At 55.9% G+C, this 24,078-nt stretch carries 20 protein-coding genes and 1 pseudogene; 6 read left to right on the top strand and 15 right to left on the bottom strand.

The window, feature by feature from the left end; genetic code table 11:
* Window positions 1-79 precede the first annotated feature (79 nt).
* Window positions 80-730 carry a SanA/YdcF family protein gene (locus tag HZS81_RS16905; RefSeq protein WP_179931691.1) on the top strand — a complete coding sequence of 217 codons (651 nt, stop codon included), beginning with the start codon at window positions 80-82 and terminating at the stop codon, window positions 728-730.
* On the opposite strand, the gene HZS81_RS16900 is transcribed toward HZS81_RS16905, so the two are convergent.
* From HZS81_RS16900 to HZS81_RS16885, 4 genes are all read right to left on the bottom strand, one after another.
* The gene (locus HZS81_RS16900) at window positions 727-1,173 is read right to left on the bottom strand and encodes a hypothetical protein (protein ID WP_179931690.1); all 447 of its coding nucleotides are present in this window, start codon (window positions 1,171-1,173) and stop codon (window positions 727-729) included. The genes HZS81_RS16905 and HZS81_RS16900 overlap by 4 nt on opposite strands.
* Before the next feature lie 88 nt (window positions 1,174-1,261).
* On the bottom strand, window positions 1,262-2,170 hold the full coding sequence (gene rimK, locus HZS81_RS16895) for a 30S ribosomal protein S6--L-glutamate ligase (protein ID WP_179931689.1): 909 nt from the start codon (window positions 2,168-2,170) through the stop codon (window positions 1,262-1,264).
* Between the two features lie 116 nt (window positions 2,171-2,286).
* Window positions 2,287-2,727 (bottom strand): putative ATP-dependent zinc protease, encoded by a 441-nt coding sequence (locus tag HZS81_RS16890; RefSeq protein WP_179931688.1) that lies wholly within the window; start codon window positions 2,725-2,727, stop codon window positions 2,287-2,289.
* Window positions 2,728-2,753: 26 nt separating this feature from the next.
* On the bottom strand, window positions 2,754-3,812 hold the full coding sequence (locus HZS81_RS16885) for a DUF3549 family protein (RefSeq protein ID WP_179931687.1): 1,059 nt from the start codon (window positions 3,810-3,812) through the stop codon (window positions 2,754-2,756).
* 286 nt (window positions 3,813-4,098) lie between these two features.
* On the opposite strand from HZS81_RS16885, the gene HZS81_RS16880 reads away from it, so the two are divergent.
* Window positions 4,099-4,431 (top strand): YqcC family protein, encoded by a 333-nt coding sequence (locus tag HZS81_RS16880; protein ID WP_179931718.1) that lies wholly within the window; start codon window positions 4,099-4,101, stop codon window positions 4,429-4,431.
* 67 nt (window positions 4,432-4,498) lie between these two features.
* Here HZS81_RS16880 and HZS81_RS16875 read toward each other — a convergent pair whose 3' ends face one another.
* The 7 genes from HZS81_RS16875 to HZS81_RS16845 all read right to left on the bottom strand — a co-directional run bounded on the left by HZS81_RS16875 (window position 4,499) and on the right by HZS81_RS16845 (window position 16,471).
* Window positions 4,499-5,164 (bottom strand): OmpW/AlkL family protein, encoded by a 666-nt coding sequence (locus tag HZS81_RS16875; protein WP_179931686.1) that lies wholly within the window; start codon window positions 5,162-5,164, stop codon window positions 4,499-4,501.
* 302 nt (window positions 5,165-5,466) lie between these two features.
* Window positions 5,467-9,132: a bifunctional proline dehydrogenase/L-glutamate gamma-semialdehyde dehydrogenase PutA gene (gene putA / locus HZS81_RS16870; RefSeq protein WP_179931685.1), complete on the bottom strand. Its 3,666-nt coding sequence runs from the start codon at window positions 9,130-9,132 to the stop codon at window positions 5,467-5,469.
* Between the two features lie 295 nt (window positions 9,133-9,427).
* Complete coding sequence (putP, locus tag HZS81_RS16865; RefSeq protein WP_179931684.1) at window positions 9,428-10,918, bottom strand: sodium/proline symporter PutP; 1,491 nt, start codon at window positions 10,916-10,918, stop codon at window positions 9,428-9,430.
* 247 nt (window positions 10,919-11,165) lie between these two features.
* Entirely contained in the window at window positions 11,166-14,357 is a 3,192-nt protein-coding gene (putA, locus tag HZS81_RS16860) for a bifunctional proline dehydrogenase/L-glutamate gamma-semialdehyde dehydrogenase PutA (RefSeq protein ID WP_179931683.1), read from the bottom strand.
* A gap of 181 nt (window positions 14,358-14,538) precedes the next feature.
* Window positions 14,539-15,399, bottom strand: coding sequence for an AraC family transcriptional regulator (locus tag HZS81_RS16855; protein ID WP_179931682.1), 861 nt, complete (start codon window positions 15,397-15,399; stop codon window positions 14,539-14,541).
* Between the two features lie 23 nt (window positions 15,400-15,422).
* Complete coding sequence (locus HZS81_RS16850) at window positions 15,423-15,782, bottom strand: hypothetical protein (protein WP_179931681.1); 360 nt, start codon at window positions 15,780-15,782, stop codon at window positions 15,423-15,425.
* A gap of 281 nt (window positions 15,783-16,063) precedes the next feature.
* Window positions 16,064-16,471: a CBS domain-containing protein gene (locus HZS81_RS16845; RefSeq protein ID WP_179931680.1), complete on the bottom strand. Its 408-nt coding sequence runs from the start codon at window positions 16,469-16,471 to the stop codon at window positions 16,064-16,066.
* Window positions 16,472-16,668: 197 nt separating this feature from the next.
* On the opposite strand from HZS81_RS16845, the gene HZS81_RS16840 reads away from it, so the two are divergent.
* The 4 genes from HZS81_RS16840 to HZS81_RS16825 all read left to right on the top strand — a co-directional run bounded on the left by HZS81_RS16840 (window position 16,669) and on the right by HZS81_RS16825 (window position 20,160).
* Window positions 16,669-17,202 (top strand): YqaE/Pmp3 family membrane protein, encoded by a 534-nt coding sequence (locus HZS81_RS16840; RefSeq protein WP_179931679.1) that lies wholly within the window; start codon window positions 16,669-16,671, stop codon window positions 17,200-17,202.
* Between the two features lie 86 nt (window positions 17,203-17,288).
* Window positions 17,289-18,158, top strand: coding sequence for a carboxylate/amino acid/amine transporter (locus tag HZS81_RS16835; protein WP_179931678.1), 870 nt, complete (start codon window positions 17,289-17,291; stop codon window positions 18,156-18,158).
* 62 nt (window positions 18,159-18,220) lie between these two features.
* A complete protein-coding gene (locus tag HZS81_RS16830; RefSeq protein ID WP_179931677.1) occupies window positions 18,221-19,156 on the top strand; it encodes an NAD(+) kinase in 936 nt (311 codons plus the stop codon).
* A gap of 2 nt (window positions 19,157-19,158) precedes the next feature.
* On the top strand, window positions 19,159-20,160 hold the full coding sequence (locus HZS81_RS16825) for a metallophosphoesterase (RefSeq protein WP_194249410.1): 1,002 nt from the start codon (window positions 19,159-19,161) through the stop codon (window positions 20,158-20,160).
* 261 nt (window positions 20,161-20,421) lie between these two features.
* On the opposite strand, the gene HZS81_RS16820 is transcribed toward HZS81_RS16825, so the two are convergent.
* The 4 genes and pseudogenes from HZS81_RS16820 to HZS81_RS18120 form a co-directional block, all read right to left on the bottom strand.
* Window positions 20,422-21,189, bottom strand: a complete 768-nt coding sequence (locus HZS81_RS16820) for an ABC transporter ATP-binding protein (protein ID WP_179931676.1) — start codon at window positions 21,187-21,189, stop codon at window positions 20,422-20,424.
* Window positions 21,190-21,390: 201 nt separating this feature from the next.
* Window positions 21,391-22,188: an inositol monophosphatase family protein gene (locus HZS81_RS16815; RefSeq protein ID WP_179931675.1), complete on the bottom strand. Its 798-nt coding sequence runs from the start codon at window positions 22,186-22,188 to the stop codon at window positions 21,391-21,393.
* Window positions 22,189-22,298: 110 nt separating this feature from the next.
* Window positions 22,299-23,906, bottom strand: coding sequence for an ATP-binding protein (locus HZS81_RS16810; protein ID WP_179931674.1), 1,608 nt, complete (start codon window positions 23,904-23,906; stop codon window positions 22,299-22,301).
* A gap of 58 nt (window positions 23,907-23,964) precedes the next feature.
* Window positions 23,965-24,078: pseudogene (locus HZS81_RS18120) on the bottom strand (IS30 family transposase); the annotation flags it as partial.

Below are 24,078 nucleotides of genomic sequence, written 5' to 3'. Positions count from 1 at the left end.
ACGTTCGCCACTGCTTTATACGCCATCGCGCATTTCAGCGATGCGGGTAAAGTGGCTAGCGTGGTTGAAGCGGGTATTGATGTCGCTAGGAGCCTTATTGCTGCTGGCGATTTTGCTGTTTTTGGCGGGTAACGCTTGGGTTATCGCCCGTTCTTCATCGTATATTGAATCAACCGTCACCCAGTGTGGCCCCGAGCGCGTTGGGGTGGTGTTTGGCACCTCGAACTGGACCCGTAGTGGGCTGCGTAATCCGCATTTTCATTCCCGTATGCGTACCGCCGCCGCACTGATTCATGCTGGCCGTGTTGAGCAGTTGTTGCTTTCCGGTGATAACCGCACGCGAGCGTATAATGAACCACGTGCTATGTGGCAGGACTTAACGCGTCGTAATGTCGACGGCGAGCGACTCACGCTCGATTTTGCCGGCTTTAGCACCTTCGATACGCTCGTGCGAGCGAAAAACGTGTTTCTACTGGATAAGGCAGTGCTGATTACCCAGCGCTGGCATTTGCCGCGTGCAGTGTTTATTGGCAGAGCACTGGGGATGGACGTGGTAGGGTGCGTGGCAAACGATAATGCCGTGAAAGGGGAGTGGCGCTTAAGATTGCGCGAGTGGTTCGCGCGGGCGGCTATGTTGGGCGATCTTTATATATGGCATCGAGAGCCCTATTTTTTAGGGCCCGCCGAGCCGATTATGCCATTTAACGCCACAGAGCCTGTGACCGATTAGCGCCGTGGTTTGCGCTTTTGCAGACCGTAAAGTTCACGGATCAGCAGTCGGCAGTTTTTCATGCACTCTTCGATAACTGGCTCGATAGGATCGGGGAGCGGGTGCGTGAAGAGGGTCGAGAGCGCCTGCATCAGTACGCGCTCTTGTTCCAAAAGCTCGTTGATAAGCACTTGGCTGTCGTTACCGACAAAGCTTTTGAGTCGACTCCAAAGCCATAGAAAATCGTCACGCTCAACGTCAGCATCTCGTGGCAGCATTTTTAAATGCGCACGGGCAAGCTCCTGCAACTTTCTCATCTGCTCTAGGCGCTGTTCGTAATGCGGCTTCAGCGCTTCGCGCAGCGAGGGGCGCAGGCGTTCGACATTATCCTGAAAATAATCAATGCTGTCGGCCAGCGCTTCTAGCGCGCTGTCCATCGCCACTTGGCGATTGTCGAGAAACATGAGCGTCTACCTCCTTCGGTGACGCAGATTGTGGCGGTGCCGGCGTGCTTTTGCCACCCCTTCTGTGGATTATTTTTACTTTTAGGCCTTAGCCTTTCGGCTTGGGCGGTGCTTTACGCGGCGTGATGGCATTTTTCTCGATATAGTCGATAATCAGCCCGGCAATGTCTTTGCCAGTGGCCGTCTCAATGCCTTGCAGACCGGGTGAGGAGTTGACCTCCATAATCACCGGGCCGTGGTTAGAGCGCAATAAGTCCACCCCCGCGACCCTCAGCCCCATGGCCTTCGCCGCGCGAATTGCAGTCGAGCGCTCTTCTGGCGTGATGCGAATAACGCTGGCGCTACCGCCACGATGCAGGTTAGAGCGAAATTCGCCATCAGCCGCTTGGCGCTTCATGGAGGCAACGACCTTATCGCCAATCACAAAACAGCGGATATCGGCGCCTTTGGCCTCCTTGATGTACTCCTGCACCATGATATTGGCTTTCATGCCCATAAAGGCCTGGATCACCGACTCCGCCGCTTGGTTGGTTTCGGCCAAGACCACGCCAATGCCTTGGGTGCCTTCCAGCAGTTTGATCACTAGCGGGGCGCCTTTGACCATTGTGATGAGGTCGGGAATGTCATCCGGTGAGTGCGCAAAACCGGTAATCGGCAAGCCCAGCCCCTTGCGGGAAAGCAGTTGCAGCGAGCGTAGTTTATCGCGAGAACGGGTAATCGAGACGGAGTCATTGAGAACGTAGGTGCTCATCATCTCGAACTGGCGCAGCACCGCGCAGCCGTAAAATGTGACCGATGAGCCGATACGCGGAATCACCGCATCAAAGGGCTCAATTTCTTCGCCCTTGTAGTGAATGGAAGGGTGGTGCGAGGCAATGCTCATGTAGCAACGCAGCGTGTCCACTACACGCGCCGTATGGCCGCGGTTTTCCGCCGCTTCGACCAAGCGCCGGGTGGAGTACAAATTGCGATTTCGTGAAAGCAGGGCGATATGCATATGAGGCTCCATGCCAGACTAAAGTGATCTTGGCGACAAATAGTGGATGTACCCGGTGTGGATGTACCCGGTGTGGATGTACCCGGTGTGGATGCACCCGGTGTGGATGCACCCGGTTAGGGTTCACCGTGTAAAAAAGCAGTCCCAGGGGCGATTAGCAAGCGACGCATCGCACGGCGCCCAAGGAGCATAGGGTGGCGCATGTCACTTCTGTCGGTGAGCGACAATTCCACCGGGAAATTCAGCTCGCCCATTTGCATTGGCGTGCGGATGATATAGCGCCATTCGCTATGGCCGTTTGAACTAGTGATGCGTCGGCGGTCGTGCAGGTGCAGTTTAACCCGGTGTGCTGGCGTTTCGGGTCCGCCGGAGTGAGTTACAAAGCTCACCCACAGCTGGCCGTGTTCATCTTCAGAGGTATGAATATCCTCTGCATGCAGCGCGGATGTCCGTGCGCCGGTATCCGCTTTGCAGCACAGGTGTAGCTTGAGCTCAGGCAGGGTGACCATTTCGCGTCGACCAATGACTGCCTTTGCTTGAAAAGGTAGCTCCTTCACAGTACCTCCTTAGTCGTCCATTGCGCTTAAGTGATAGACGCAAGCCGCTGTTGAATAGTGGAGCCCTCGGGGGCATCGCGCAATAACATAATCACCGGTAAGCGTAGCCGTGGAATCAACGCAAGATCGCGAATAACGGCGCCAAAGTCGCTGCGGTCATCTTCCGCCAGTCGATTTAGGTAAAGCGGCAAGCGTGCGTTATCTTCCAAATGCATCCAGCCACGACCGGCAATCGCCGCGAGTAAATCAGGCCCGCAAGCATGGGCATCTTCCAACAATTGCTGGTACCACTCGCCGACAAGCGTTGTCTCGCTACTACCCACGGCGCGTACGCAGGCGCATAAGGTTTCGACGTCGCCTTGTTGTGCTGCTTGCTCGCCGTAGTCGCGTAACGCATTCACTAAGGCAGTAGGCAGGGCAGTGTGCTCTAGGCAGTAGCAAAGCGAGTGCAGCATCTCAACCGGTAATGTCTCAAGGACGCCGGTAAGTTGCTGTGCCTGGTTATCATCCATACGTACCACAAAATCGGCTACGCCTTGCAGCCCTAGTGCTTGCCAGTCAATGGTTTGCTGGCGGCTGATATAAGCCTCAATTAGCTCTAGGTGCTGGCTGGCGGGCAAACCTAAGTCATGGGTCGCGCGAGCGTTGAGCATCGCCTGAAAAGGCAGGCTCGGCGTGAAAGCCACCGGATTATCCTTCATTAAGTGCTCAACCTCGCGAGCGCTCTCATCGCTGATCTGCTTGGCACCGTTTTGATCAACTTCGTGCTTATTCGTATTCGCGTTGCGCCCCAGCGTTTCGAGCAGGCGCTGCAAGAAAGCATCGCGCTGAGCAGGAGATAAATACCCTTGTTCATCAAGCGGCAAGCTGAGAAACCAAATAGCGGGCTCAGGCATATCGCCTAGGCGAAACACAATACCCAGACGCGCGTGTCCTTGCCAAGGTTCAGGCCACGGCGCGTCACCGGTTTCAAGCGCGGTGAGTGCTTCGCGCGGGCAAGGCGTAACCCGGCGACCCATGTGGTAAAACGAAACATCAGCGCCGCTGCGTATAAAAAAGTCGTCAAGCGTATGAATAGGTTGCATGGCATCCTTCCGCGTTTTGAGCGAGCACTTTACCTTGCCGCTTGCTGAGTGTCAGCCGGTCAGGGTGAAAAAACAGCTCAGCATTTTACGCGGTGGTTAAATAATAAACAGTCTCGGCCATAGCCCATGAGGAAAGGCTAAACGGCATCTTTCCATAGTTTATCCACAGGCTCTTACAAGGTTTCTGTGAATCTATTCGGCTTGGGGAAAAGTGCGCGTCAACCGGGTAGCCGCCATGGTGTCTGGCTGGGATAATGTGGCCCTATTTCTTAAATGGATCACGATGATGACGGCACATCAGCAACTAGCCCAGGCGCTAGACGAGTTGGAAGCAACGCTCAAGGTGTCAAATCTATGGCGAGTGGAGGAGCCGAGTGAGGCGGATTTCGCCAGTCAGCAGCCGTTTTGTGTGGACACCATGTCGCTACCGCAGTGGTTGCGCTTTGTGTTTATCCAGCGTTTGCAAGCGTTAGTGGAGGCGAAAGCACCGATGCCGGCGAAGTGCGAGGTGGCGCCTGCGATAGCCGCCTACCTACAGCAAGAGAAGATTCGGGCGAGCGACCAACTTTTGGTCGTGCGAGCGGTGGAAAGAGTGGATGAGTTGGTAACGGAAAACTAAAGCGCTAGCCTAAACGCAACAGCCCGCCAAAAGGCGGGCTGTTGTTGTCTTTAAGCGCTGTACTCGCTTAGAAGCGGTAGCTAGCGCCCGCCATCACCACGACCGGATCGATTTCGACTTCTCCAACATTGCCTACGCTTTCAACTGACACATCAGTATTGATATCGATGTACCAAGCGGCTGCGTTTAGTGCCCAGTTGTCGTTGATCAATACGTCAACACCTACTTGACCAGCAAGACCCCAAGAGTCGTCAAGTTCTACATCCAAGCCATTCAGTGTATTGTTAGCAGAGCTTAATTCTTCTTCGCTGAAAAACTTAGTGTAGTTAAAGCCGATCCCTGCATAAGGCTGAACTCGAGCTTCTGTACCACCCAAGGGGTAGAATTGGGCGGTTACGGTCGGGGGGAGGTGCTTGGTTTCAGAAGTGGCCGCACCGCCTGCAATTGAGATGTCATGCTTGAAAGGTAGAGCAGCAAGCAGCTCAACGCCAAATTTGTCGTTGAAGCGATAACCCAAAGTGAAGCCTAGGTTAGTATCGTCGTCTACCTCAACCCCTAAGTCACCAAAGCCAGGTACGAAGATATCTCCGTTGTCACTTTTGGGATCAACTTTTGTGACACCAACACGCGTGTAGAAATCACCTGCACCGTAAGCAAACGCTTGGCTTGAGGTAGTGATGGCAGCAGCGGCGATACCGGCCGCAAGAAGGGTGGGGAGAGCAACTTTGCGCATGGGTACAACTCCTTGCAAGAAACATGGGTTACCGCCTGGCAACCGCGTGTTGAAGACAACCACGTATTCAATGGATAAGATTGTAATGGTCACTTAGCGGTCGGATATTGACCTGGCGCAAGAGTTGAGAATCTCACTGAATACATATAAAAAAAGCCACCCGAAGGTGGCCTTAAGAAAACGCTTCTTTCTGCTATGTCGGCTCTTTCTAGCAGATAATGTGCTGATATTCGCCTGCGTTAGCAGTCACACTGTCCACTACCATTTAATGGCGAAATGGGACGCAGGCGAAGCTGGCAGATTTATTCAGCCGTTGCCAGCAGGCTGGCGTTGCCACCCGCTGCGGTGGTGTCGATGCACAGATGGCGTTCCGCCACGTAGCGCTCCGGCGAGATGGTCTGGGTCTCAAGCGGCACGATGGCGCCGTCGCGCTTGGCAAGCGCAACCCGTAGCTCACGGGTCCAGTCGCTATCGCCGGCCGCGGCTACCGCCGCAATGCCTTTGACCTCACTCAGCGTCTCGGCCTCAATGCTGCCATCGAGGCCGGCTACTGGTGCTCCTGCATCGATAAGCGGCTTGACGGCTTGAACGGCGCCTGGGGCAACGACGACGGCCGCACAGCCCGCGCCGAGGGCCTGCGCTGCCTGGGCAGCGGCGATATCCAGGGTTGGCCCGAGGCAGAGAACTGCTCCCTTCGGATAGAGTGCCAAGCGATTGCTTTCTCCTGTTGGCCCCGGCAGCGTCTGTGGCGTCATGTCGAGGGCAGCCGTTTCATTGAGTGCCCTACGAACCACGCCACCCGTGCCCGAGAGCGTCTTGCGCAGCACCTCGACTCGATCGCGACGTGCGGCCCAGTTACGGGCATCCAACCCATCGAGGGTCGACTGGACATCCTTGAGGGCCACAGCCTTACCCTTCGGCGCCTCGCAATGCTCAGCGGCGGCGGTGCGACGGAAGCGCGTGACATAAAGCGGGCCACCGGCCTTGGGCCCGGTGCCCGAAAGGCCCTCGCCGCCGAAAGGCTGAGAGCCGACGATGGCGCCGATCTGGTTGCGGTTTACGTAGACGTTGCCGACATGAATACGCTCGACGATCTGCTGTACACGGTCGTCGATGCGGGTATGCAGGCCGAAGGTCAGCCCGTAACCCTTATCGTTGATAGCGTCGACGACTTTGTCGATGTCGCGCGCCTTGAAGGTGGCTACGTGGAGCACCGGGCCAAAGATTTCACGTTCGAGATCCTCAATGCCTCCGACCTCGACCACCGCTGGGGTGACGAAAGTGCCGGTTTCTGGCGCAGGTAGTGTCTTCAGCACCTTGCCTGCCTTCTGATGCGCGGCCACATAGTCACTGATCTCGGTCTGGGCGTCGCTGTCGATCACTGGCGAGACGTCGGTATCGGTGTTCCAGGGGTCGCCAATGGTGAGTGCGTCCATGGCGCCATAGAGCATGTTGAGCAACCGATCACGCGCTTCTTCCTGGACATACAGCATCCGCAGCGCAGAACAGCGCTGGCCAGCCGACTGGAAGGAAGAGATCAGGATATCGCGCACCGCCTGTTCGGTCAGCGCTGTGGAGTCCACGATCATCGAATTCAGCCCGCCGGTCTCGGCGATCAGCACGGCATCCGGCCCTGCGTTTTCTGCCAGGGCTTTGTGGATGATTTGTGCCACTGGGGTCGAGCCGGTGAAGCAGACGCCCGCGATACGCGGATCGCTGGTTAGCGGGCCGCCCACCGTCGGTCCGTCGCCAGGCAACAACTGCAGTGCCGCTTCTGGCAGGCCCGCTTCGCGCATCAACTCGACGGCTCGAGCGGCGATCAAGGGAGTCTGCTCGGCGGGCTTGGCAAGCACCGCGTTGCCTGCTACCAGGGCTGCCGCGATCTGGCCCGTAGTGATGGCCAGCGGGAAGTTCCACGGGCTGATACAGACGAAAATACCACGGGCGCTGCCGGGCTCTTCCGCTTCCAGCCGCTCGCCTTCGTTGGCGTAGTAGCGCAGGAAATCCACCGCTTCCCGCACTTCGGCGATGCCATCGAACATCATCTTGCCGGCTTCGCGGGTGGTGATCACGGTTAGTTCGGCGATGTGTTCTTCGTAGAGATCGGCGGTGCGGCGTAGCACTGCGGCGCGTTCGGCCGCCGGGCGGGCCGACCATTCGCGGAAGCCTTCCTCGGCGGCGTCGAGGGCGGCCGTAACTTCGGCTGGGGTGGCCTCATGCACCTTGCCGATCACGCGCGTACCGTCGGCGGGGGAGAGGGCATCGCGAGCGGGCCCTTGGGGCGCTGGGTTGCCTACCAACATGGGGCCTGCCGACCAGGTGGCGTCAGCAAACGCTTCGCGGGCGTTGAGCAGTGGCAAGATCGAGGCGGGCTCGTTGATACGATAGCCCTTGGAGTTCTTGCGATCAGGCGCGAATAGCTCACCGGGCTGGCGGATCAACGGGCTTGAGACGGCGCCGCCGAGTTGATGGAAGACGTCTACCGGGTCTTTCGATACCTCGCTCGGGGGGATTGAGCTATCCACCACCTGGTTGACGAATGAGGAGTTAGCGCCATTTTCCAGCAGGCGGCGAACCAGGTAGGCAAGCAGGTCGCGGTGCGCGCCAACCGGGGCGTAGATGCGGCAGTGCGTGCCTTCTGACTCTTTGACAATGTGGTGCAGCGATTCACCCATGCCATGCAGGCGCTGAAATTCGTAGCTGTCTTTGTCGTCGCCCGCCATGGCCACCACGGCGGCGCAGGTGTGGGCGTTGTGAGTCGCAAACTGCGGATAGATGCGGTCGCGCCGGTCGAGCAGCATTTGGGCGCAGGCCATGTAGCTGACATCGGTATTGATCTTGCGGGTGAAGACCGGGAAAGTTTTCACTCCCATCTCTTGGGACAGTTTGATCTCGGTATCCCAGTAAGCGCCCTTGACCAGCCGCACCATGATCTTGCGGTTAAACTTCTCGGCCAGTTCGTAAAGTGTCTCGATCATCGGCGCGGCGCGGCGCCCGTAGGCCTGCACCACGACCCCGAAACCATCCCATCCATCCAGGCTGGGATCGGCCATTAGGGCCTCAATCACGTCGAGGGACAGATCCAGCCGATCCTGCTCTTCGGCATCAATATTGAAACCGATATTGGCCTTGGCGGCCTGCTGCACCAGCTCTTTAGCGCGCGGTACGAGTTCCGCCATCACCGTGTCACGGTGGGTGTATTCATAACGCGGATGCAGCGCCGAGAGCTTCACCGAAATGCCGGGGCTGCCGCGCACATCGCCTTTGGCCTGTTTGGCGATGGCGGTAATCGCCTGGGCATAAGCCTCGTGATAGCGGACGGCATCCTCGTCGGTGCGCGCCGCTTCGCCTAGCATGTCGTAGGAGTAGGTGTAGCCCTGTTTTTCGAGTTCGCGGGCATTTTTCATGCCTTCTTCGATGGTCTGGCCGAGCACGAACTGGCGGCCGAGAATCTTCATCGACTGGCCAACGGCCTTACGCACTACCGGCTCGCCCATACGGCGTACCAGACCGCGTAGCGCCCGTGTGGGGCCTTTGGGGTCGTCGTCTAGCACTTTGCCGGTTAGCAACAGAGCCCAGGTGGAGGCGTTGACCATCGACGATGACGACTTGCCGAGGTGTGCGCCCCAGTCGGAGGGCTCGATTTTGTCGTGGATCAGGTCATCGATGGTTTCCGCATCGGGCACCCGTAGTAGCGCTTCGGCCAGACACATCAGGCCGACGCCCTCGGTAGTCGAGAGACCGTACTCGGCCAGGAACGCCTCCATCATCGAGGGCGATCTTTCCTTGCGCACACGCTCCACGTAGTTGGCGCCGACGGCAGCCACCTTGCGGCGGTCATCGTCTGACAGCTTGATACGCTCGACAAGCCCGTGAAGCACATCTGCCTCGTTGGCATCGTAGTTGGTGCGAATGCGTGAGCGTAGATCACTCACTTCGCTATGCAGATGAAGATTGGCTTCGGTCATGCTGGGTCTCTCCTTGCTAGCCGACACCTAGCGTTGATGCGTTGGCTAGGATGTAGTCATTCTTTTCGAAAGCAAATTATCGCTCGTCTCATGACCCTGACAGGTCACGTTCTCGGGTGGCCTGTGGTCATGGGCACTGAATATTGGATGACATAGTGAATAATATAGCGGATGACAAAGTGGACTATTATCCAGTTGAGCGATTCCACGGTTGGTTAGGTCTTCTTTCATCCATATGCATAAGGGCTCCCGCGGGAGCCCTCACGCTACGCTGAATGCGTCCTACGCGCTGTTATTAGCGATCAATGTGCTGATATTCACCTGCATCGTCCGTCACGCTGCTCACTACCATGATGGCAATCAAGGAAGCGATGAAGCCAGGAATAATCTCGTACACACCAGGGCCACCCATGAACTCACCGTTCCAACCCAGTGAGATCCAGATCATGACAGTGGCAGCACCTACGACCATGCCTGCGATGGCGCCATTGCCGTTCGTGCGTGGCCACATCAGCGACAGGATGATCAGCGGCCCAAACGCCGCACCGAAGCCTGCCCAGGCGTTACTGACCAGCCCCAAAACCTGAGAGTTTTCGTCAGACGCAATAACAGCAGCCACAATGCCCACAATCACCACACTAACACGGCCTACGGCCACACACTCTTGCTCGGTTGCTTCCTTGCGCAGGAAAAGACGGTAGAAATCCTCAGTCAGAGAAGAAGACGACACCAGAAGCTGGCTGGAAATGGTGCTCATGATCGCAGCAAGCAGTGCCGCATAGAGGAAACCGGTGATCAGCGGATGGAACAGCAGCTCCGCAAGGATAATAAAGATCGTTTCCGGATCTTGGACATCCAAACCATTGCGGATCGCATAGGCCCGGCCAAATACCCCCAGAGAAACGGCACCAATCAGCGAAATAAGCATCCAGCCCATGCCAATGTTGCGGGCAACAGGCACATCCTTTAGCGTCCGGATAGCCATAAAGCGCACAATGATGTGCGGCTGCCCGAAATAGCCCAGCCCCCAGGTCACGGCAGACAGCCAGCCGATAAAGGTCAGTCCCGACGTCCAGGATAGCAGCGTGGGATCGACCTCATTTAAGGTCTGTGTCGCCTGGGAGAAACCGCCGCCACCTTCGCCGAACAGTACAACCGCCGGCATAATTATCAGTGCCAGCATCATGATGCAGCCTTGCACGAAGTCCGTCATGCTCACGGCCAGGAAACCGCCGACAACGGTGTAAATAAGCACTACGCCTAGCGTGATCATGACACCCATGGCGTAGTTGCTCATGTCGCCGAAGTTATAAATGCCGGAAAACGCGCTCTCGAACAGCTTGCCGCCTGCCACTAAACCTGACGCCGTGTAGACCGCAAAGAAGATAACGATAACGACAGCGGACACCGTGCGCAGAGAAAGCGCACGTGTCGGGAACCGGTTCGCCAGGAACGCCGGAATAGTGATCGCATTGCCATAGTGAACCGTCTGTTCACGCAGACGCGGTGCGACTAGAACCCAGTTGAAGAATGCACCCACAAGTAGGCCGATCCCGATCCACGCCGAGCCTAAGCCGGATACGAACATCGCCCCGGGCAAACCCAGCAGCAACCAGCCGCTCATGTCCGAAGCGCCAGCCGACAGGGCCGCCACTTGTGGGCTGAGGGTTCGCCCACCCAGCATGTAATCTTCGGATGAAGAGGTGGATTTACGCATAGCATAAACGCCGATGGCGATCATGAGCGCAAAGTAACCAAATAAACTAATCCAAACACCAGTTGCCATGAAATATCTCCAATTCGTCAGGACGGAGCTAGCTCCGACAGATTAGTGCGCTTACCAAGAAGAATCCGGTAGTGGCGCGGCCTTATTTTTGTTTACTCCTTTTCAAATTCACGTTACTGGTCCCAGCGTACGGCTGACCAAAATGTAGTCAGAGGCTACGAAGGTGGAGGCTATCGCTATATTGTTTTCAGCCATGAGACGGTTCCTTTTTATTTAGGGAGTTTAGGTTGTTGATATGATGAGTGGATCACTCATCGCCGAGCGCCAGAAGCGACGCGTTGCCACCTAGAGCGGCGGTATTATTGGTGACCGTTTTTTCGGTCGCAAAACGCAGCAAATAGTTCGGTCCGCCGGCTTTTGGCCCTGTGCCCGAGAGCCCTTGGCCGCCAAATGGCTGAACACCGACTACGGCACCAATAATGTTGCGGTTGATGTACACATTGCCTGCACGAATTTTTTGCGCTACGTCAGCGGCAAAGGATTCGTTGCGGCTATGTACGCCAAATGTTAGGCCATAACCCCGGCCGTTAATGTCATCGATAACGTGGTCCAACTCTTTCGTCTTGTAGCGCACGATATGCAGGATCGGGCCGAACTGTTCGCGGGTGAGGGCGTTCATGCTGTCGATTTGGAACGCCGCAGGCGCGATAAAGGTGCCGTCTTGCGTTTGTTCGGCGCTAAGCGGTGTTTCGGCAATTAGGCGGTTTTCACCTTTCAGGGTCTCAATATGGGCCTGCAGGTTCTTGCGCGCGTCTTCATCAATTACCGGACCAACGTCAGTGCCTAAATATCGAGGATCGCCGACGCGCAGCTCATTCATGGCGCCTTTTAATATCTCAATCACACGGTCAGCAACGTCGTCCTGCAGGTAAAGCACGCGCAGTGCCGAGCAGCGCTGCCCCGCGCTTTGGAACGCTGATTGAATCACATCGACGACCACTTGTTCCGGCAGCGCAGTGGAGTCGACGATCATGGCGTTCATACCGCCGGTTTCGGCAATCAGCGTGGGCAACGGTGCGTTTTCGCGTGCGGCGAGCGCGCGGTTGATAATTTGCGCGGTATCGGTGCCGCCGGTGAAGACCACGCCGGTGACGCGGGGGGCTGAGGTAAGCACGCTCCCTACGGTAGGGCCATCGCCCGGTAGCAGCTGTACGACGTCGCGCGGCATACCGGCTTCGTAGAGCAACTCAATTACCCGGTGAGCGACGATCGAGGTTTGCTCGGCGGGTTTGGCCAGAACGGTGTTACCCGCCACCGCCGCCGCCACTACTTGGCCACAGAAGATCGCCACCGGGAAGTTCCACGGGCTAATCGCAGCGAAAACACCCTTACCGCCCATCATTAAGCGGTTGGATTCGCCGGTGGGGCCGGGTAGCTCAATCGGCTCGCCAAAGATGTCTTCGGCGCGCATGGCGTAGTAGCGGCAGAAATCCACTGCTTCTTTGATTTCATCCACACCATCGGTCAGTAACTTACCGCCCTCGCGGGAGCATAGCGTCATCAGCTCCGCCATGTGGGTTTCCATCAGATCGGCTAAGCGGCGCAGGATGGCCGCACGCTCGGCAACCGGTGTGGCATCCCAACGCGGGAACGCAGCCCAGGCAGCATCAAGCGCTTTGGCGGTTTGCTCTTGAGTGGTCCATTGCACATGACCCACGGTTTGGTGCCGATCAAACGGGCTCGTGACGGTATGCGTGTTGAGAGCATCATCGGCAACGTCGAACGCCAGCAGGGGCTTTGCCAGGTACGCTTTTTCCATGAACGTCGCCATGTCATCCATTAGCGGATAAAAGTGGCTACGAATGTTCAGGTTAACGCCGCGCGAGTTGCGACGTTTGGGGCCGAAAATATCTTTGGGCAACGGGATGCGCGGGTTAGCAAAGGTTTTGTGCTGGCGCAGGGTTTCAATCGGGTGCTGACACAGCGATTCCACCGGTACGTCAGGGTCGACAATTTGGTGTACAAACGATGAGTTCGCGCCGTTTTCCAGCAGTCGGCGAACCAGGTAAGGCAGCAGGTCTTTATGTGCTCCCACCGGCGCGTAGATGCGGCAGTAAGTGCCTTCAGGCGCACGCTCAAGCGCGGCATCGTAAAGCGCTTCGCCCATGCCATGCAGACGCTGAAACTCGAAAGGGCGGCTAAGGTGGTTAGCCAGTTCCAGAATCGTTGTCACCGTATGCGCATTATGGGTGGCAAACTGCGGGAAAATACGTCCTTTAGTGTCGCTTGACAGCAAGAACTTTGTGCAAGCCAAGTATGCCACGTCAGTGCACGCCTTACGGGTGAAAACCGGATAGCCTTCAACGCCAAGTTGCTGCGACTCCTTGATCTCGGTATCCCAGTAGGCGCCTTTGACCAAGCGCAGCGGGATTTCGTCGCCTTGCTGGTCCGCCAGGCGGTTGATGTAGTGAAGCACCGGTAGCGCACGCGAGGCGTAGGCCTGTACGACCAAACCAAAATGCCCCCAGCCCTTCGCCGCATCACTTTCATAGACGGCGCGGAAGACTTCTAGCGAAATCTCCAGACGGTCAATTTCTTCGGCGTCTATGGTCACTGCCACGTTCAGCTCGCGGGCCTGGTGTACCAGTTTGATCACGGTGTCGACCAGTTCAGTTAACACCTGCTCGCGGCGGCCGAACTCGTAGCGCGGGTGCAGCGCTGAGAGCTTGATGGAGACCGAAGGTGCTGGCGTTTTGTCGCCAAGGTTTTTGAACGTTTTGCCTACTTGCTCAATGGCGCGCGAATAGTCATCAAAATAGCGCTGAGCATCATCGCGAGTACGGGCGGCTTCGCCGAGCATATCGTAGGAGTAAGTGTAACCTTTGTTGAACAGCGGCTTGGAGCGTTTGAGGGCTTCATTAATATCGCGGCCCAGCACAAACTGCTTGCCCATGATCTTCATCGCTTCGTACATGGCGCGGCGAATAACCGGTTCGCCCATGCGGTTAACCATGCGATTGATAAAGTTAGCCGGTTGTCCCTCTTTAGGGTGGTCCATGTTTAGCACGCGGCCGGTCATCAATAAGCCCCAGGTGGAGGCGTTGACCATCCAGGATTCGCTTTTGCCGATGTGGGCTTGCCAGTCAGCTGGGCCAAGTTTGTCTTCAATGAGCGCGTCGGCCGTGGCTTTATCAGGAATGCGTAGCATGGCTTCTGCCAGACACATAAGCATTAGGCCTTCATGCGTGTCCAGGCTGTACTGTTGCAGCAGTTCGTCGATGGTGTCGACAGCGGTATCCATCTCACGGACATCACGCACAAGCGCAGCGGTATTGGCTTCAATGCGAGCAAAGTCATCGCGGTCTGTGTCCATTACTTCAATCAGCTCGTTAACAAAGCTGTCTTCATCTACAACGTAGTGATCGCTGACACGCGCCATCAGCGTGTCGAGATCAGTTTGCCAGGTGGCAGTGTCACGCAGTTTCTTCGCGTCGAGCATTGAAGCCCCCAAAAGTCAGAGCAGGAACGAATGTGCTACAGGTCGTTATGCCTGCATTGATGGACGAATGTAGAGCGAGCTGGCGCAAGGTGCATGTCTAAAGCGCGGCAAAACGTGTCAATTTCATGGCAAGCATATGAAGTTTTAGACATTAGTCGTGTGTGTGGGTGGTTAATTTAGGTTAGTCGGGCTTCTGTGAGCTTGCCAGTGAGCTTGTCAACGGCGCGTTGACGAAATGTGTGTTAGCCCATGCCGTGGTGGGGCTATGTAAGGGGGCTGGGTGCGCATTTTCGCGGAAGTGGCGGGGAGCGATACCGTAGCGGCGACGAAATGCATGGGAGAGCGCGCTTTGATTGGCAAACCCTGTTTGCAAAGCGATGTCGGTCAACGGTAAGCGGCTTTGGAGCAGTAGCTGACGCGCTGCACTTAGGCGTTCGCGGCGAACGTACTGCCAGGGAGAAAGGCCTGTCTGAGCACGAAAACGCGCGGAAAAATGGGCTTCGCTAAGGCAGGCGAGGCGGGCAAGGTCAGCGACGCGCAGGTCGTCGCTCAGGTGATGCTGAATATAACGGTGAATATGCGCCATATTGAGGCGCTTAAGTTGCGCCATAGGGTCATCCCCTAGGCGTGATTTTAGTGCCCCGAGTAGCGTCACGGCGAGACGGTCGTGCTGAAAATCGTCGCTACGTTGAGGGCTTTGCAAGATCTCGCTGTCGAGAAACGCTAAGTAGTGGCGCAGTGCGGTATCGAGAGAGAAAAAACGCGGGGCATCGAACAGTGCCACCAGTTCGCGATGCTCGCCGGAAAGCGCGGGTGCTTGTTCAGGTAGATCTAAGATTAGCTGTCGGTTCTGGGGGTTACCCGAGTAATAATGCTCGTGATTTGCGGGCACAATGCAACCGGAAAAAGCCTTAACGTGGCCGCCGAGACCTTCGATCTCAAATTCAGCTTCACCGCAAACGGTAATCACGATTTGATGGAAATCGTGAGCGTGATGCCGGGTTGCGGTATCGAGGGGTAAGTGGCGAATAGTGCTAAACATAGCGATATCCTCGGTAGCACGTCTTATTGTTGGTGCAGTGCCGTGCGCGCGGCAAGGTGGTCACGCAGCGCCTTTAGCTCGGCTTGACCTGTCGTATCCAGCAGTGGCTTGCCTTGGGCGATTTGCCAGCGGCGACCATGCTCCTCCATTAAGCGTGCTGCGCGGCGGCGGACGCCGTCAAGATACTCGTTGTGGCGAACGGGATAGCCGATGATAGCATTCCATTCGCTTTCGCTGACTTGGCTTTCCAGTGCTTTATCAAACAGAGCCAACAAATCTTCTGGCTCCGTGCGGTAACGCGGCGTACGCGCCGTGAGCAAAATAGCAATCACGCTGCCGATCACTAGCAAACATACGCCGAATACCAGTAAATAAAGCGCCATGCAGCGCCTCCAAAAGAGGGGTGAAAAAACGGGCGGTAAAGCCTTTGTCCAGTATACGCTTACGCTGTGCAAGAAAAAAAACGCTAAGCTGACGAACTTTTTCACGTATGGGTGTCTGATTAAGCACAGGCAACAAGTGATAGCAGTCGCTAAAGGTGACGTTAAAAGGCTTTTTAGGTTTGTTGCACTGGCTATTGTTTTCGATCCCTTGCTTCCGCTGCTCAATGAGCAGCGGTTTTTTTTGCTTAAGACAATTGCCAAGAGAAGACAGTCGCCAAGAGTTAATGGCGGCGAATTTTTAGCAGTGCAATCAGTACGTCGCGACGCGTAACAACGCCGACTAAGCGGGTTTGCTCCACTACTGGGTAAATTTTGGGTTTTGCTCCCAGCATTTCTTGAGCAAGATCGGTAATGCTCTTATTTGGCGTCACGCTTAGCACTTCATTGCGCATCATCTCTTTCACTAAAGGCGCCTCGCCGTCATTGTAGATGCTATCAAGTACTTGGCCGAGCACATCTTGTTCAGAGATAAAGCCGATAAGCCGGTCGGCGCCATCGACTACCGGCGCCCCTGGCAAGCGGTGAAGTGCAAGCCCTTGGGCAAGGGTTGTAATCGATGCTTCAGGGGAAACGCGGTAGCAGTCGCGGGACATGATATCGCGAACGGTATCGGGCTGCTTTTGACTCATGGCTATGCTCCTTAGAACTGACTGGCTGGCCGCTAGTCTGATGTGGGTACGGGCGCTTACCGATACCACCCCCTCTTGCGTGACAACAAGCGGGCTCGCCATGCGTGTGGGTACACGTTTACTGTAGTCAGACGGTGGGCAAGGTTCGAGCATCGCTTTCAACGCTAATGGGTTTACAATTTAAAGGAGCGACAGTTATGGATGCGCGTGAATATTTAAGCCGTAAAGGGGTTGGGTTGGACCGAGACCCCGAACGCCCCAATACGCTGGAAGAAAAGGCTTGGGAGCGTGCGCGAGGGGCAGGGCAACAACGCCCGAAAGTCGGCACCCCTCATGATTGGGAAGAGTGGGAGCGCTACCACGATGATCTCGCCGAAGATGCCGAGACCATAGAGCAAAAAATTGATAAAAAAGCGCACCGCCAAGCCGAGCAAGCAGGTGCGGCGTCGAAGCAGGACGCAAGCGTTCAGCACTTTACGCCCCCTCCATCTTCGTCAAAAGCGTCTTCACCTCAAGCGGAGGAGCAGCCTGCAGTGTCGCCGGCAGAACTTCCCGCTGGGTTTAAAGCCGCCTATATCACCCTTGCCGTGCTGCTGCCTCCGCTTGCGGTGGGTCTGCTCGGCGGGCGTGCTCGCAACATCTTGATTGCGCTTGCATTAACGCTGCTTGCATGGGTGCCAGGCGCAATTTACGCCGTGCATTATGCCAGCACTCGGCTAAAGCGCCGTTAACTTAACGTTGTTTTAAGGTTATCTCTTGGCAGTGGCAAAGAGCCCGGTATAATCTCGTCAACTTGTTTTTTTATATGGGGTTTACGATGACCTATCTGGTTGGCGTGACAGTACTTTGGGCATTCTCGTTTTCATTAATTGGGGTTTATCTAGCAGGACAGGTGGATAGCTATTTTGCTGTACTGCTGCGCGTTGGGCTGGCTTCCCTGGTATTTTTACCTTTTTTACGCCCCCGCCTTTTGAGCGGTAAACAGCGGGTGACGCTCATGGCAATAGGCGCCGTGCAGCTGGGGGTGATGTATATCTTCTTTTATCAGTCCTTTTTGTTGCTCTCCGTTCCCGAAGTGCTGCTGTTTACCATCTTTACGCCGATTTATATCGCGTTACTCGATGATGTCATGTTTGGTCGCTTTACCCCGTTTTACCTATTAACGGCGCTACTGGCGGTGCTAGGAGCGGCGGTGATTCGCTATGACAGTATTGATAGCGGCTTTTGGGCCGGCTTTTTGGTGGTGCAGGGCGCTAATATGTGCTTCGCGCTGGGCCAGGTGGGTTACCGGCGTTTGGCTGCGGAGTTTCCCACGTCGCTGCCTTGGCATAATGTTTTTGGCTGGTTCTTCCTCGGCGCGATGGCCGTGGTGCTGCCGGCTTTCTTGCTGCTGGGTAATACTGAGGCGCTGCCATCGAGCGGCTTACAATGGGGAGTGTTGGCGTGGCTGGGGTTAGCGGCCTCCGGCGGTGGGTACTTCTTATGGAACCGCGGCGCGACGATGGTGGATGCCGGAACACTTGCAATCATGAATAACGCCCTGATCCCGGCGGGCCTGCTGGTCAATCTAGTGATGTGGAACCGTGAAGCCGATCTAACCCGCCTGGTGCTTGGAGCGCTCATCATGGCGCTGTCGCTGTGGCTCAATAACTGGTGGCGGGAGCGTCACGGCTATAAAACGACATAAGTCGATTTGCCCGCTGTGATACGGATAGTGATAATGGGGCCTAATCTTAACGAGTTGGCCCCATGACGCATACGTCCTCATCGCAATCGCTACCGCCAACGGAAACCACCTCCGCTGATCGTCCCTTCAAGACGATTGGCTTGATTGGCCGGCTGGGCAGCCAGAAAGTTGTCGATTCGCTCCGGCGTCTCGTGACGTATCTGGTGGATCACGGTTACAAGGTGCTGGTTGAAGATCGCACCGCGACGGTCATTCCCGATCACGGGCAGCCAGAGGAGAGCCGCCGTGTGCTGGGTGAGCTTTGTGACTTGGTCATCGTGATTGGCGGTGATGGGAGCCTATTGGGCGCGGCGCGCACGTTGTGTCATACCGGCACGTTAATCTTAGGTGTCAATCGCGGCCGGCTGGGATTTTTGACCGATATTTCCCCCGATGAGCTGGAAACGCGAGTCGATGAAGTGCTTGCTGGGCAGTTTGAGCGCGAGGAGCGCTTTTTACTCGATGCTGAGCTCTACCGCGACGGTGTCGCGGTGGGTAAAGGGGAAGCACTTAATGAAGTCGTGGTGCATCCGGGTAAAGCGGTGCGGATGATCGAGTTCGAGCTCTTCATCGATGGCCAATTTGTATACAGCCAACGCAGCGACGGCTTAATTGTGGCCACTCCTACCGGTTCAACGGCTTACGCACTCTCCGGCGGCGGCCCCATTATGCACCCCAAGCTCGATGTCGTGACGTTGGTGCCGATGTTCCCGCACACACTCTCAAGCCGCCCCATCGTGGTGGATGCCGCCAGTGAAATTCGCATTCATATCGGCGAAACCAATCAAACCTATCCGCACATCAGCTGCGATGGGCAAACCCGCTCAGTTGCCAAACCGGATGATGTTCTGGTCATTACCCGCAAACCGCAGCGCGTTCAGCTGGTGCATCCGCTAGGGCACAACTTCTACGAGGTGCTGCGCAGTAAACTGGGGTGGAGCAACCGGCTGGGAGATTGAGCATGGCGGCAAGTCAGATCGAAGGCTACGACCTTATCGGCGATATTCACGGCTGTGGCGCCACACTTGCCGCACTTTTGGAAAAGCTCGGGTATACGCAGCATGGCGGCGTCTATCGCCACCCTCGGCGCAAGGTAATTTTTCTCGGTGATTTGATTGATCGCGGCCCCCGCATTCGCTTGGCGGTTTCGATTGCGAGACGCATGGTGGAAGCGGGCGAGGCGCATATCGTCATGGGTAATCACGAATACAACGCCTTGGCCTACTGTCACCCGGCCCCTGTTGGTAGCGGCAAGCGCTGGTTGCGTGAGCATACGCCACGCCACAATCGCATCATTCAGGATACCTTGGAGCAGTATCGTGACCACACTAACGAGTGGGACGATACCCTAGCCTGGTTCAAGACAATTCCCCTGTTTCTGGAACTTGACGGTATTCGCGTGGTACACGCCTGCTGGGATAATGCCCTGATTGCTGAACTGCGTCAGCGCAGCCCCAATGCCTGTATGGACGAAGCTTTTTTGGTCGAGTCCACCGACCCGTCAACGCAAGCGTTTCGGATTCTCGACCGCTTAACCCGTGGCACGCATATCCCGTTGCCGAGCGGTATTGAAATCCACTCCGGTGATGGTTTTACGCGTAAGAGTTTTCGTACTCATTTCTGGAGCCAAGCGCCGCAGGTATGGGGCGATGTGGTATTTCAACCGGATAACTTACCCGGTGATTTGGAAGCGCGCCCTCTGACTGACACTGAACGCGCTCGATTGAGCTACTACGGCTCGGGTGAGCCGCCGCTATTTATTGGGCACTACTGGTGCGAAGGGATTCCCGCCTTACCCACCGCCAATATTGCCTGTTTAGACTATAGCGCGGTCAAATACGGGCGCTTGGTGGCGTATCGATGGAGTGGTGAAACTGAACTAAGGGCCGATCATTTTGTGTGGGTACGGGTGCCCAAAGAAGAAAACGTCTTACCCCAGCAGTGGGAAATTGATGCCGTCTGAGCAGAGTTGTTAAAAATATACATACTGTTACATATTTCTGTCGCAATGGCTGAACTTCGTACGCTTTTCGCTATCAGAGTAAGTGTTCCCTTGAATGATCCCTTGCTTTTACCCGGCGGCTCCCCCCGCCGGGTTTTTTTCGTCTGTGTGCTAAATATCTCATTAGCAAGACGAATCCTCGCTTCAAAGCCCGCCAGGGAAGAAATAAGCGCTAAAGAGGGAGAAGTTGAATAAGCGTCGGCGGGCCAGGGTGGCTGAAACTTACTGGGCCACGGCAATATTATGCTCTCCGTTGGGGTGCTTCATGACCTGCATCGGTAGGCCATAAATAGCCTCTAAGGTGCTGTCGCACATCAATTCGCCAGGGGCGCCGCACGCCAGCAAATGACCGCTGTGAAGCGCCATCAGTTCATCGCAGTAGCGCGAGGCCATGTTGATATCGTGCAGCACGATAATCACCCCGAGATTTAGCTCATCACACAGCTTGCGAATCAGTGCTAACACTTCGATCTGGTGGGCGATGTCCAGCGCTGCGAGTGGCTCATCAAGGAGTAAAAAGCGGCTGCCTTGCGCCAGCAGCATGGCCAGCCAGACCCGCTGGCGCTCGCCGCCGGAGAGGGTGTCGACCAGGCGATCAGCGAAATCCTCGGTGTGGGTGAGGGCAATGGCACGGTCAATAGCGTCTTTGTCTTTCTGCGTGTGGCGCCCTAGTAAGCCGTGCCATGGATAACGGCCAAAGGCCACTAGCTCACGCCCGGTAAGACTCTCAGCGCTGGGCAGATGTTGAGGCAGGTACGCGACTTGGCGGGCGAATTCGCGATTTCCCCAATCGCTTAGCGGGCGCTGGTCAAAGTGAATCTCCCCCTGGCTTACCGGCTGCTGCTGAGCCATCAGCTTGATCAGCGTCGATTTACCCGAGCCGTTATGGCCGATCAAGCCATATATCTTGCCCTCATGAAAGCTGTGGTCAATGGGATTTAGAATCGGCTTGCCATTGATTTCAAAGGTGGCGCCTTTGACCTCGAACATGAATGACTCCTGGCGATAGAGTTAATGATAATCTCTCCATTCTAGTGCTAATAGTTCTCATTTTTAACAAAAAAATGAAAAGATTTACGTCGAGGGGGTGGTGCGCAGCGTGAAAATGAACAGGCAAGTGGGAGGTATCCGTCAGATAGACGCCGCTTGAGCGTCTAGTCGATGAGAATTAGCGATGACGTTGATCGTTTATCAGCCGGAGGTTAAACACGCCAGCAATTGGTCATGCCGCTCGGGGTGCGCTGCAATCAGGCTGTTCCAATGGGCGGGATAGGGTTCGCCAGTGAGATCCGTAACGGTGTAGCCCACTTCCCGGGCAATCACAATACCGGCGGCGATATCCCAAAATTCGAGCTCAGCGCCCTGAGACCAAAAGGCATCAAACCGGCCCAGGCTGGTATAAGCGATCTCCAGCGCCGCTGAGCCCGGGCTGCGGATACCCGCCACCTGGGGCATTAGAGCAGCGAGTTGATCTAGGGCCGTCGTACAGTCGCCTTTAGCGTGGTAGGGCAGGCAGGTGCTTATAAGCATCTCGTTCAGGGGGCGCGGTTCAGGCGTCGTGAGCGGCGTGTCGTTGAGGAAGACGCCGGTGCCAAGGCTGGCCCAAAGCATTTCATCAAGCAGCGGTTGATAGACAACGCCGATGATCAGCTCATCGCCCTTAGTAACCGCGATGGAGACTGAGAAGTGAGGCACCCCATGCAGAAAGTTGCTGGTGCCATCAAGAGGGTCAATGATGACGGTATAGTCACTATCGGTGGGCGTAAGCCCGCTCTCTTCACCTAGGAAAGCGATATCGGGAAAAGCGCTGTTGATACAGTCGATAATGATGTTCTCGGCGGCCGTATCGTAGTAGCTGACAAAGTCTGACGCCCCCTTTTGCTCAAAGGCAATTCTGCCCTTTAGCGAATATCCCTCGCGTAACAGCGCACCTGCCTCGTACGCCGCCTGCTTCACCGTTTCGAGTAGGTCGTTACTGCTATCGAGCATTGTATTTCCCCTGGGCATTCATCGTGCCTTAGTGAATGGCAAAAACTGTATGCATTCAATGTAACTAGCCATTCATGACGCGGAGATGACAGTGGCGGATAGATTGGTAGCTAAGCCAAGGTCTCCACCTCAAACGCTACAATTTGGCGCTCAACGCTGGAAAACTCCACGCCGATCAGGTGGATGGGCTTGCCCGAAGCGCGGTGCTTATCGGCATAGCCTTTATGTTTGATCTGCTCCAGCGCTTTACCTTCCGGCAGTTGTTCCACCACTTTGAACTCAAACAGGTAGATATGCCCACCAAAATCCACGCTCATATCCACCTTGCCATGGTGGCTGGCGTCTTCCACGGTTACATCGAGTCCCAGGGCAGCAAAGTGGCTATAGAAAACGCTGGCATAATGGCCTTCGTATTTGGCGATTGGCTGGTTTTTGAGATCGTTGCGGTACCAGTCGTGGGGCAGACCTGCGTAGAGCGCTTTGAGGTGCGTTTCCAATCCGGCCAGGTCGTGCTGGCTTAAATGACGAAACAGTGTTCTGCGCTCGCGTGGGGCGTTCTCGACCCCCAGTGACGGCAGCAGCGCATGGTTGAGGCTGGTTTCGACTTCGCGGTTAGGGAAGCCAAGGGTGTACTGGCGGTAGCCCCGCAGAGGCTCTTCTACTTGCTGAATGGTGAGGTAGCCGGTTTGAAACAGCAGACCTTCAGTGCTGATCTGGTCAACATCAAACTGGCTGAGCAATTCATACTCGGTTTCCCAATGATCCAATGACGGGGTAAATACTCCGCGCTGCTTGAGGATATCCACCAAAAACGTCGGTGTGGCAGACTCAAACCAGTACGGGCCGAACTCGCGTTTCTGAAACAGTAACAGCACGTCGAAGGGATTGTAGACGGGCGTTACCTCACGGCCACCCCAGCGGTAGCCGTTATACCACTGGCGGATCGCCTCGCGATCAAGGCCGGGCAACTCAGCGGTGAACACCGTGTCAATGTCCTCGTCGGTATAGCCGCAAATCGTGCTGAAGGGGACATCCAGAGTGATATCGTTGAGGTTATTCAATCCTGAGAAAAGGCTGACCTTACTGAATTTGGAAACGCCGGTGAGCAACACAAAGTGCAAGTATGGGTCGGCGTCTTTAATAACGCTGTAAAGGTTCTTCAAACCCTCACGCAATTCCCGGGCGCGCTCCGGTACCAGGATATTGTCCAGAATCGGCTTGTCGTATTCGTCAATCAGAATGACCACCCGTTGACCACGCTGCTGGTGGGCGGCACGAATGAGGGCGGAAAATTCACCCGGTATATCGGTTTTATGGTGGTGGGTAATACCGAGTTGCTCACGCTGGACGCGTAGCTGCTCACGGATACGTTCATCCAACCCTTCACGGCTCTGCATCACGCCATCGGCAAAGCTAATACGAATCACCGGATAGCACTGCTGCCAGTCCCACCTGTCGTGGAGATACAGCCCTTCGAACAGCGCCTGGCGACCTTCAAACAGGCAACGCAGGGTGTCCAGCAAGAGACTTTTGCCGAAGCGGCGTGGCCGCGAGAGGAAGTAGTATTTGTTCTGGTTAACCAAACGCTCAATGTGCGGTGTCTTATCGACGTAGTAATAGTTGCCCTCGCGGATATCCGAGAACGTCTGAATCCCGATGGGTAGCTTACGGCGGTGGGCATCCGTCACGGTGGGTCTCCAGAGCAAAAACAGCGACATGGTCAATAGTCTAGCATGCTCACCGATTGCACTGTGCAGCTACTATTGACACCTGAATTCAACTAATAAGTGCAGCACCCGCGGTTTCTAGTGCTCCTGAATATTCTCCTAAGAACACCTGGGCTGGGGTTCGGTATCCCAGCCGCTTTCTGGGTCTATCGTTCAGCTTGTG

Origin of the sequence: Vreelandella salicampi (assembly GCF_013415105.1) — a bacterium.
Lineage (GTDB): Bacteria > Pseudomonadota > Gammaproteobacteria > Pseudomonadales > Halomonadaceae > Vreelandella > Vreelandella salicampi.
This window is presented reverse-complemented; position numbering and strand designations above follow the sequence as displayed.